At 28.4% G+C, this 10,851-nt stretch carries 11 protein-coding genes; 2 read left to right on the forward strand and 9 right to left on the reverse strand.

Going from position 1 to position 10,851, the window contains the following annotated elements:
• Positions 1-96 precede the first annotated feature (96 nt).
• Positions 97-951, reverse strand: a complete 855-nt coding sequence (locus HCG70_RS16710; protein WP_042397447.1) for a PRD domain-containing protein — start codon at positions 949-951, stop codon at positions 97-99.
• Positions 952-971: 20 nt separating this feature from the next.
• Positions 972-1,901 (reverse strand): GNAT family N-acetyltransferase, encoded by a 930-nt coding sequence (locus HCG70_RS16715; RefSeq protein WP_042397444.1) that lies wholly within the window; start codon positions 1,899-1,901, stop codon positions 972-974.
• A 352-nt stretch (positions 1,902-2,253) separates the two neighbouring features.
• On the opposite strand from HCG70_RS16715, the gene HCG70_RS16720 reads away from it, so the two are divergent.
• Complete coding sequence (locus tag HCG70_RS16720; protein WP_172676184.1) at positions 2,254-2,739, forward strand: DUF4230 domain-containing protein; 486 nt, start codon at positions 2,254-2,256, stop codon at positions 2,737-2,739.
• Positions 2,740-2,914: 175 nt separating this feature from the next.
• Here the strand turns inward: HCG70_RS16720 and HCG70_RS16725 are convergent, their stop codons facing one another.
• Positions 2,915-3,631, reverse strand: a complete 717-nt coding sequence (locus tag HCG70_RS16725; protein ID WP_042397441.1) for a ThiF family adenylyltransferase — start codon at positions 3,629-3,631, stop codon at positions 2,915-2,917.
• 311 nt (positions 3,632-3,942) lie between these two features.
• On the opposite strand from HCG70_RS16725, the gene HCG70_RS16730 reads away from it, so the two are divergent.
• Entirely contained in the window at positions 3,943-4,638 is a 696-nt protein-coding gene (locus tag HCG70_RS16730) for a 5'-methylthioadenosine/adenosylhomocysteine nucleosidase (protein WP_042397438.1), read from the forward strand.
• Positions 4,639-4,687: 49 nt separating this feature from the next.
• Here HCG70_RS16730 and serC read toward each other — a convergent pair whose 3' ends face one another.
• The 6 genes from serC to istA form a co-directional block, all read right to left on the reverse strand.
• On the reverse strand, positions 4,688-5,770 hold the full coding sequence (gene serC, locus HCG70_RS16735; protein WP_042397436.1) for a 3-phosphoserine/phosphohydroxythreonine transaminase: 1,083 nt from the start codon (positions 5,768-5,770) through the stop codon (positions 4,688-4,690).
• A 74-nt stretch (positions 5,771-5,844) separates the two neighbouring features.
• On the reverse strand, positions 5,845-7,101 hold the full coding sequence (locus tag HCG70_RS16740) for a DUF1015 domain-containing protein (protein WP_042397432.1): 1,257 nt from the start codon (positions 7,099-7,101) through the stop codon (positions 5,845-5,847).
• Between the two features lie 63 nt (positions 7,102-7,164).
• On the reverse strand, positions 7,165-8,112 hold the full coding sequence (locus tag HCG70_RS16745) for a D-2-hydroxyacid dehydrogenase (RefSeq protein WP_042397428.1): 948 nt from the start codon (positions 8,110-8,112) through the stop codon (positions 7,165-7,167).
• A 247-nt stretch (positions 8,113-8,359) separates the two neighbouring features.
• A complete protein-coding gene (locus HCG70_RS16750; RefSeq protein WP_042397426.1) occupies positions 8,360-8,548 on the reverse strand; it encodes a hypothetical protein in 189 nt (62 codons plus the stop codon).
• Positions 8,549-8,725: 177 nt separating this feature from the next.
• The gene (gene istB, locus HCG70_RS16755; RefSeq protein WP_195951808.1) at positions 8,726-9,484 is read right to left on the reverse strand and encodes an IS21-like element helper ATPase IstB; all 759 of its coding nucleotides are present in this window, start codon (positions 9,482-9,484) and stop codon (positions 8,726-8,728) included.
• Positions 9,447-10,760, reverse strand: a complete 1,314-nt coding sequence (gene istA, locus HCG70_RS16760; RefSeq protein WP_195951807.1) for an IS21 family transposase — start codon at positions 10,758-10,760, stop codon at positions 9,447-9,449. The genes istB and istA overlap by 38 nt, the downstream gene beginning before the upstream one ends.
• Between the last annotated feature and the right edge of the window lie 91 nt (positions 10,761-10,851).

Consider the following 10,851-nt stretch of genomic DNA (forward strand, 5'->3'; position numbering starts at 1 on the left):
AAGCTTCAGCTTCATTAACTATTTTTTACTTTGTGGATAACCGCACTTGAAAAACATTAAGTTTTTCAGTGCCCTCGGCAATGCCTCAGCTATTTTTTATTTACATAACGTTAATCTAAATCTTTCAATATGCATTGCTATATACGCAATTTCATCTTCCTGTACCTTTTTATCTAATGAAGTTTCAATTATCTTAGATACTTCTTCTGCAATTTCATAAGATATAGGATAAGATTCCTTAATTGCATCAATTAAATCATTTTTTAATAAAGTATCTGTCAATATTCTTTCAATAGTAAATCTTATGTGAGATAAAAATCTAGCATAATCAAGAGACCTTTTATTTATTTTTGCATTAAATCTTTTTTCTATATGAGCTACTATTCTATTAGCTAAATAGCTATATTTTATTGTATTGGATAGCTTTCTTCCATTTCTTGCCGAATGTATATGCAAAGTTATAAATCCAATCTCTCCCTGTGGAAACTTCACTCTATATTTACGTTGAAGCTTTTTAATAATCTTTTTTGCCATTTCAAATTCAACATTATATAAAGTCTCAATTTCTACAATAAACGGATTACTTATTTCCTCTTTATTTTTTAATCTTTTCATTGCTACTGCTAAATGATCTATCAATCCAATATGGATGGATTCATTAAGTTCTTCTCCTAATTCCTCTGATATTTCAGCAATAGCCTCTTCACAAATAGCAATAAATTCACCATCTACTCTATTGTAAACTTCTTTTAAATTCTGTTGATTTCTTTCATCTTCAATTGAAAAAATCTTATCTACTTCTAAATTTTCTTCTAAAATATCTCCAAACCTTTTATTAAACCCTATACCTTTAGATAAAAGAATCTTTTCCACACCTTGATCTTTTACCAGCACCATATTATTATTCAAAGCTTTAATAACAGTACTTTTTCCCCTTAATTTAACCCCCATAATAAACACCTCCCAAAAATTTAGAGAATTTTATAAAATGTAATATGATCACTCCACTTACCATTTATATATAAATACTTTTTATTAAGACCTATCTCCTCAAAACCACAAGATAATAAAACACCCTTTGATCTTTCATTAGTAGTTAATACAGATGCCTCTAATCTGTGTAAATCTAAATAATCCTTTGCGTAATCTAATATTAAATTTATAGATTCCTTCATATATCCCATACCCTCATAATCTTTATCTATAGCATAACCTAATATCCCACTTTTAAATACTCCATAAACGATATTAGAAATCTTAATCTTTCCAATAAGCTTACCAGATAAATATATTCCTAAATCACTACATACACCAGTCATTAATTGCCTATAGCTTTCTAATAATAACTCTTTTTGTACTTCATAAGTAAAAAAGCTATTATCTCTTACTGGTTCAAATTCTCTCAAGTGTTCTTTATTTCTTATATAGTATTCTAATAACTCTTGAGCATCATCTGGTGTAAAGTTTCTAATTACAACATTTTTTCCTATAAGTTCAACTATGTTAGCCCTACTTGAGCATAAATAATCATTTCTATTAATTCCAAAGCTTAACTCATCATAAAAGCATCCCTTTAAGAATATATTGTCTGTAAAAATAGCTTCCAATATGAATCCACTATCTAAAAATGGTTTTAAATTTATATTTTCACTTACTGTAACATTAGCCTTAAAAATATTATTATTTTTAAATACAGCCTTCAATATCGCTTCTAATGTTATCTTTAATAAATCATAATTATCTTCTCTATAGAACTTTAGCTTCAAATTACACTTTTTATTTTCTTTATCTAATTCCGTTATTGTAAATCTTCCTATTACAATTTTATCTTTATCCTTAATTATATAATCATCTAATGTACCCTTTATAAGCTCTATATTTACTCCCTTTTGATTATCCATACTAACTCTCCTAAACCACATTTTAAGCTATTCTTATTATACAAACAAAGTAGTAAAAAACTCAACTAACTTTATAGTAAAAATATAAATATTACTTACTGTAATATCATTACTTATTAACTAATATATTTAATTTATGTGAATTTAATTATATCAATAGTTCAAGGTGGGGGTTATTATTTTTTTATCTAAAAGAAAATATAAATTTAAAACTTTCAAATTAATATTTCTTATAATTTTTATAATATTTTTATCATTAATTCTTTTATATACTAAATATCCCAATAAGCTGAAAAATTTACTTCCTAATGCTCTAAATATAAAATCATCTGAAATTTTAACTGAGGATACATTGATTAATGAAATTAAAGATGTAAATAAGTTAATTCCACTAGAAATTGAACTTAGTGAAACCTTAACAGTAGATAATACTTATTTTAATTTAGATATATTTAAAAAATCCAAAAAAATAACCTTTTTTGCTAATTGCTCTTATTCAATAGATTTTTCAACCTTATCTACTAATAATATAAAAATTGATAACTCAAATAAGGAAATATATATTACAATACCAAAGATAGATATTTTCAGTATAGATATTGATGAAAATAAAACTATATATGGTGATACAGAAGTTGGTCTTCTTAGGTTTGGTGATTTAAAGCTTTCTTCCGAAGAAATAAATGAAATATATATAAATGCTAATGATATGTTTAGTAAAAAAATGAATAATCAAGATTTCTATACACAAACCCTAAAAAATGCTGAAAATTCATTAGAAAGCTTGCTGTTTAATTTAACTGGGGAACATTATGATATAAATTTAACCTTATCTTAATCATTTAAAAATACTGCAAAATAATATTTTAGTTAGAAGTTAATAATTAATAGTCAAGGACCAAATTCAGCTGAACTGAATTTAAAAAAATATATATTTTAAGAAACTCCACTAGAAGTTTCATCCTTAACTATTAACTCAAAACTACTAACTAAAAAAGTTGCTGTGCACTTTTTTATTTTATTCCTGTTAAGTCTTTAATAACTTCTCCACCTATTATCATTCCAGCTACTGGTGGTACAAATGATATACTTCCTGGAGTTTGTCTTTTTGCTGATGGTACAGCCCTTCCCTTATCTGGTGTCATTGGCATTTCTTCAGAGTAAACAACCTTTAATTTCTTTACTCCTCTTTTTCTTAATTCATGTCTCATAACCTTTGCTAAAGGGCATACCTTTGTCTTAAATACATCAGAAACTCTAAATTGAGTTGGATCCATCTTATTTCCAGTTCCCATTGAGCTTATTATATTTATATTATTTTTGTAGCAATATTCAGCTAATGCTAATTTTGATGTAACTGTATCTATAGCATCTACTACATAATCAACATCTGATGGAATAATCTCAGATATATTATCAGCTGTAATAAATACTTGTTTAGCTTCAACGTTACATTTTGGATTAATAGAAATAACTCTTTCCTTCATTGCTTCTACTTTTATCATTCCAACAGTAGCTTGTGTTGCATGTATTTGTCTATTTAAATTTGAAATACATATAGTATCATTGTCTACTAATATTAAGTTACCTACACCAGCTCTTGTTAATGCTTCAACAACAAAACTTCCAACTCCGCCAATTCCAAAAACAATTACTTTTGAATTATGTAACTTATTTATTCCCTCTTCACCAACTAGTAATTCAGTTCTACAAAATTCATTTAATGCCATCTTCAGTTTCTCCTTTAACGTTTATAATATATTGTTACTTATTTTAAACTATAGCCCTTATTTATACAAGTAACTAATTTAACCGTTTTTACACTATATTTATATTTCTCTACTATTAAATACTTACATGAAAGTATATAATATATTTTATCTGATGGCTAGTCGTTGTAACATTCCACATCATTATGTAGGAAATAACAACGGACACATCCCTAGATAAAGAGTTCTAACCTTAAGGTGGAATTAAAACTCCATCTTAAGCAAAAAATTCAGTTTATGTAAAACTATATATTTATAAATGGAGGTTTAATATGATTTTAGGAATAATTGGTGCTATGTCTGAAGAATTAGAAATTCTATTAAAAGACATGGAATTAGAAACTGTTGAAGAAAAAGCAAAAATGAAATTCCACAAAGGAAAGTTATGGGGACACAACGTTGTGGCTGTAGTATGTGGTATTGGTAAAGTAAATGCTGCTGTTTGTACTCAAATACTTGTATCTGAATATAATGTTTCTTCTGTAATAAACGTTGGTGTTGCTGGTGGAATAGGAAAGGACATATTCCCTGGTGATGTTGTTATAGCTGAAAATTTAGTTCAATACGATATGGATACTACTGCTTTCGGTGATCCTGTAGGGCAAATTCCTAGAATGGATACATTTGATTTTAAATGTGATGAAAAATTAGTTGAAACTGCTAAAGCTGCATGTGCTGAAGCTTCTGATTTCAAGACATTCTCAGGAAGAATAGTATCTGGAGATATGTTCGTTGCTTCATTAGATAAAATTCAATGGCTAGAAAAAGAATTCCAAGCATTAGCTTGTGAAATGGAAGGAGCAAGTATTGCTCACGTTTGTTACTTAAACAATATACCTTTTGTTGTTATTAGATCTATTTCTGATAATGCTAATAACGGAGCTCATATGGACTTTGAAAAATTCACTCCAATTGGAGTGAAAAACTCAACATTTATCTTAAAAACAATGTTAAATAAACTTCAATAATCTATAAAGAGTTAAGACTTTTATTAAGCCTTAACTCTTTATTATTTAATTATTTATTTTCAGCTTCAAACTTCTTCATAAATTCAACTAAATATTTAACACCTTCAATTGGCATAGCATTATAAATACTTGCTCTCATACCACCAACTGTTCTATGCCCTTTAATATTTTCAATTCCTGCTTCTTTAGCTTCCTTAATGAACTTAGAATCTAAGTCCTTATTTCCTGTTACAAATGGTACATTCATTAAAGAACGATCCGCCTTTACAACTGTACCTTTAAATAATTCACTTGAATCAAGAAAATCATAAAGAATTTTGGCCTTTTCTTCATTTCTAACTTTCATAGCTTCTAATCCACCTAACTTTTTAAGATGTTTAAATACCTTACCACAAATATAAATTCCATAAGCAGGTGGAGTATTATATAAAGATTTATTATCTGCATGTATCTTATATTGAAGCATTGTTGGAGTTCCTTCGAGTACATCCTCTGTAATTAAATCTTCACGTATTATTACAACTACTGTACCTGCTGGTCCAATATTTTTTTGAACTCCAGCAAATATTAATCCGTATTTAGTAACATCGATAGGTTGTGATAATATATCTGATGACATGTCAGCAACTAAAACTTTTCCTTTTGTATCAGGAAGATTATGATAAGTAGTTCCATAGATTGTATTGTTATGGCAGATATACACATAATCTGCATCATCACTAACTTCTATCTTGCTTACATCAGGAATATAAGAAAATGTCTTATCTGCTGATGAAGCCAACTCATTTACCTTTCCATACCTTTTTGCTTCTGCTGCTGCTTTTTTAGCCCATTGACCTGTTATAATATAATCCGCAACTCTATTTTTCATTAGATTCATTGGAATCATTGCAAATTGTGTTGAGCCTCCACCTTGAAGGAATAGCACCTTATAATTATCTGGGATGTTCATTAATTCTCTTAAATCTCTTTCTGCATCCTGAATAATTTCTTCAAATGCTTTAGAGCGATGGCTCATTTCCATTACAGACATTCCTGTTCCTCTATAATCTAACATTTCTTCTGCTGCTTCTTTAAGAACCTCTTCTGGTAACACTGCTGGTCCTGCTGCAAAATTATATACTCTTGACATAAAAATGTCCCCCCAATTTTTCATTATATTTTGTTTTTTAATAGCCCTCTTTATTTTATTATTAATATATTTTATTATTTATGAACCTCTGTAAGCTTATGAACAAATAATCCACTTCTAGGTTTTGGTTCAAACCATGTAGACTTAGGTGGCATTATCTTTCCTGCATCAGCTATGCTCATTATATCCTCAATAGTAGTAGCATACATAGCAAAGCTTACTCTCATATCATTATTTGCCCTCTTTTCTAATTCCTTTAGCCCTCTTATTCCACCTATAAATTCAATTCTATCTGATTTTGTAGGATCATCAATTCCTAATATAGGAGATAATAAATTATTTTGAAGAATAGATACATCCAACCTGTCGGTTGGATCATTTTCATCAAAACTTCCTTCTTTTGCCTCTAATTTATACCACTCTTTATCAATATACATACCAAATGTATGCTTACTATCAGGTTTAAATCTTTCATTATTTAATGTCTTTTCCACTGTAAATTTCTCCTCTACAGCTTTAAAAAATGCCTCCTTTGAAAGTCCATTTAAATCCTTCACAGTTCTATTATAATCTAAAACTTCTAACTCACTATCTGGATATGCTATAGCTAAGAAATAGTTAAATCCTTCAGTTCCATTATAATTAGGATTTTCTTTTCTTCTTTTTAAGCATACTTCAACTGCAGATTTAGTTCTATGATGGCCATCTGCTATATACATGTATTTAACATCCTTAAATAAATGTATTAATTTATTTATCTTTTCTTCATCATTAATTACCCATACAGTATGTCCATTACCATCTTCTGATATAAAGTCATAAACTGGCTCTTCTTTTATACTTTCATCTATTATTTTAGAAATACCATAATTTTCTCTATAAGTTAAAAATATAGGTCCAGTATGCGCATCACAATAATCAACATGATTTATTCTATCACGTTCTTTATCTGCTCTAGTTTTTTCATGCTTTTTAATTATATTATTTATATAATCGTCTACTGAAGCACACATTACCAATCCAATTTGACTTTTACCATTCATAGTTTGTCTGTAAATATAAAAGCATTGATTTTCATCCTGGATATAATATTTCTTTTCTATCATTTCATCTAAAACTTCTCTAGATTTTTTATACACTTCTTCACTATATATATTAACTTTTCCTGGGAAATTAATTTCTCCCCTATCTACATGTAAAAAAGAATATTCATTTTCTTCTACCATTTCACGAGCTTCTTCAGTATTCATTACATCATAAGGTAATGCTGCAATCTTTGAAGCTAACTCCTTTACTGGTCTATATGCTTTAAATGGTTTTATAATTGCCATTGGTTATCCTCCTTAAACTTGCCCTCAATTAACTATTACTTATATTCAATCTAATAATATAAATTACACAGATTCTATAGTTTTAGCTGCAATAGAAGAAACCTCTTGCTCAAAATAATTAGCTATGGTTGTTACTACTTCTTCACCAATTCTATTTTGAGCTTCCTTTGTTGCCGCACCAATATGTGGTGTAACACTAACATTAGGATGATTTACTAACTCTTTATTATTGGTTGGTTCTTCCTCAAAAACATCAATTCCTGCCCCAGCTACTTTTCCAACATTTAATGCATCTAATAATGCTTTTTCATCAACAACCTTACCTCTAGAGCAATTAATTAAATATACTCCATCCTTCATTTTTTCAATTTCATTTTTACCTATTAAAGATCCCTTATTTTTGTCATAAGGAACATGTAATGAAATAAAATCTGATTTCTTTAATAAGTCATCAAATTCTAGAAAATCATATGAAAGATTATTTTGTTTTCCAAATATGTCATTGTAAACAACATTCATCCCCAATGCAGTAGCTTTAGTGGCTAATGCTCTACCGATTCTACCCATACCTATAATTCCAAGAGTTTTAGCACCTAATTCAATCCCCTCATATTTTTTCTTATTCCATTGTCCATTTCTCATAGTGTAATTTGATACTCCTAAGAATCTAGCTACTGCAAACATATGCCCAATAGCTAACTCTGCAACAGAATCTGAACTTGCATTAGGTGTATTCTTAACTATTATACCTTTTTCTGTAGCATAGTTTACATCAATGTTATCTATCCCCACACCAGCTCTAATAATTAATTTAAGCTTTCCCCCTTCTTCAGCATCAAGTATATCTGCTGTTATCTTAGTTGCAGACCTTATTACTAATACATCGAAATCTTTTAAAACCTCACCTAATACATCCTTATCATAGTGTGTATTAACAACTTTAAATCCCATTGAAACTAGCTTGTCAACTGCCCCTTGTTGCAACCCGTCGTTTGTTAATATTCTAATCATTTTTCTTGCCCCCAAATATTATATTTTTATTTATTGCTTTTTGATATTTTACTACTTTCTTACATTTTATACAACTATATCCTTAATGTTTTTTGCTATTTTTTTAAGTTTTAATATTTTTTTGCATTTCATATAATCAATTTGACTTAATTTATAATACCACTTCTTATTTTTTATCATATTTTATTTACATTAATTTTGTGATTATATTTCTTGAATAATAATCATAAAAAAATAGGAGCTACTCTTAATAGCTCCTATTTTCCTCATCATCAAAAATTAATATAGATTCTGTTTCTCTACAATATTTAACACATTTACATTGACCTAAATGTCTTGGACATTTGTAACATAAACATCCTGTATCAGTTCCATCACATCTACCTTTATCAAATTCAGGACAATATCTACAATTTACTCCATTTCCTGCTGGCATAGTGAAACCTCCCTTAAGTTATAACTATGATTTTTAATATACAAATTAAATAAAATTCATTTATTTATTTTTAATTATATATTAGAAAATTATATACTTATAAAAGCGATTTAACAACAATTTATTAATGTCAAGATTTTTTTGAACAATTGTGACAATATTTTTATGTACAATTGTTCAGTTGTTTTTATCTGCTATTTTGGATAATGCAGTAGCAGTTCTATAAGAGTTTCCTAAAATGTTAACAATAGTAGAATGATGGACAAGTCTATCTAAAATAGCACTAGCGAGCATATTATCCACAAATATTTGATTCCAGTCGGATAAATTTATATTGCTAGTAACTATTGTACTTTTCTTTTCATAACGCCTATCTATAAGTTGAAAAAACATTTTTGCTTCCTGCTCACCAATAGGTAAATAGCCAATTTCATCAATTATAAGAAGTTTATATTTACTAAAATGTTTTATCCTATCGTCAAGTTTATTTTCTAAGTAAGCCTTTTTTAATTGTTCTATTAAATCTTGGCACTTTATAAAATAAGTACTTACTCTTTTCTTTGCAGCAGCAATCCCAATTGAGGTCGCAAGGTGGGTTTTACCCACACCGCTATTCCCTATCAAAATAATACTGCTGTTATTTTCTAAAAACCTTAAACTTTCAAAGTCCAAAAATTGTTGCTTATTTATTTTAGGTTGAAATTCAAAGTCAAAATCTTTTAACTCTTTCAGGTGCGGAAAGCCAGCTACCTTAACCATAGCATGTGCAGCATTAAAGTTTTTAACTTCAACCTCTTTACTAGTTAATTCACATAAAGCATCTACAATACTTGTTTTATGATCATTTATTTTATTAATATAATCATCAATCTGAAGACTCATTTGTGTTAACTTAAGCTCACGTAAGTTCTCCTGTAACTGTTGATAACTGTTCATTAAACTTTTTCATCTCCTCTAAATGTTTAGCTGCATAATCCTTAACATCTTCTTGATCTGAATTTTTAAATGTCAATCCCATCATTGCTAAATGATGATTTTCATGATAATTTACTTTTTGATTAGAAATTGTATGTAAAGTTATTAATTTTTGGCCATAATAAACATATAGGTTATTATCAATAACTTTAACAACAATATTTTTACCAATAAAATCAATAGGGACTGAATACAGATTTCCCTTATAGCGAAATAGTGAATTAGAGTTGACTTTCGCATTTATTGTTGTATTTTTGTAGTAAGAACATATTTTATTATTTGGTAGTGGTAAAAGATGTTCTTTCTCTTTTTTAAACACCAAAACTGGTGGAAGTCCTGTAGCCTGGCATATCCTTGAATTGGCTTCATTAGTTATCTGTTGCATTTTCTCATATAACTGTTCTTCGTTATCAAGTAAGCCATTATAACTCATTATTTCGTCTATAACCCTCATAGGATTTTCAACCTTTGCTTTAGTATTTGGCCTTGCTCTAACGCAAGGGACGATATTAAATCCAAAGTCATCGGCAAATTGCTGAAATTTAGGATTAACTTTACCGACAGAACGTTCAGTTCTAGCAACATCCATCATAGTAGATGCATTATCTATAAATATTTCCTGAGGAACTCCTCCTAATCTTTCTAATGCACTTGCTAAGAAATCGAATAAGTATACCTGTGATTTAGCAGGGGAAACTGCCCAATATTTAAATCTAGAAGCTGATAATATTAAACTACCGACATTGAAAATAAATTCTTCACCATTTCTAAAATAAAATTTCAAATCTTCCTTCCAATCAAATTGCGCTTGTTTTCCAAAAGGTGTTTCTGATTTTACAGCATCTCTTTTTTTCTTTGGCTTAAAGTATTCTGCAAACTTTTCATGTTTTAAAATATAATAATTGAAATTGCTTCGTGAGCAATCTAACCCCTTTTCTCTAACCAAATATCTATAAAGATGAGATTTATAATAGAATATTTGCTTAGTTTCTGCTGAAAGCAGGTTCGAAATGATATCATAGAAATCATCTATTTTGGATTTCTTAGGTTTTCTATCCTTTTTAATATTTCCATCATAATACTTTTTGGCTGTTCTTCTATCTATTCCTAAGTCTCTTGCTATTGCACTAAAATTAGGTTTATCCAAATTATTAACCTCAATTAAAATTTTAAGTTTCGATAAATCTTCAACTGATTTTAAATTTATTTCAATATTAACGTTTGTTGTATAAATCATATTCATCACCATTAATACTGTGTTAAATTTTACCTAGTATTATACATAGAAATATTGGTCACTCTGTACATTCTTATCTTAGCATTTATAA

Origin of the sequence: Clostridium sp. K04 (assembly GCF_019734375.1) — a bacterium.
Taxonomy (GTDB): domain Bacteria; phylum Bacillota; class Clostridia; order Clostridiales; family Clostridiaceae; genus Clostridium; species Clostridium saudiense.

Coding starts and splice junctions, on each gene's coding strand:
- HCG70_RS16710 (WP_042397447.1), bottom strand. CDS start 951: ATGGGGGTTAAATTAAGGGGAAAAAGTACTGTTATTAAAGCTTTGAAT.
- HCG70_RS16715 (WP_042397444.1), bottom strand. CDS start 1,901: ATGGATAATCAAAAGGGAGTAAATATAGAGCTTATAAAGGGTACATTA.
- HCG70_RS16725 (WP_042397441.1), bottom strand. CDS start 3,631: ATGGCATTAAATGAATTTTGTAGAACTGAATTACTAGTTGGTGAAGAG.
- HCG70_RS16730 (WP_042397438.1), top strand. CDS start 3,943: ATGATTTTAGGAATAATTGGTGCTATGTCTGAAGAATTAGAAATTCTA.
- serC (WP_042397436.1), bottom strand. CDS start 5,770: ATGTCAAGAGTATATAATTTTGCAGCAGGACCAGCAGTGTTACCAGAA.
- HCG70_RS16740 (WP_042397432.1), bottom strand. CDS start 7,101: ATGGCAATTATAAAACCATTTAAAGCATATAGACCAGTAAAGGAGTTA.
- HCG70_RS16745 (WP_042397428.1), bottom strand. CDS start 8,112: ATGATTAGAATATTAACAAACGACGGGTTGCAACAAGGGGCAGTTGAC.
- HCG70_RS16750 (WP_042397426.1), bottom strand. CDS start 8,548: ATGCCAGCAGGAAATGGAGTAAATTGTAGATATTGTCCTGAATTTGAT.
- istB (WP_195951808.1), bottom strand. CDS start 9,484: ATGAACAGTTATCAACAGTTACAGGAGAACTTACGTGAGCTTAAGTTA.
- istA (WP_195951807.1), bottom strand. CDS start 10,760: ATGATTTATACAACAAACGTTAATATTGAAATAAATTTAAAATCAGTT.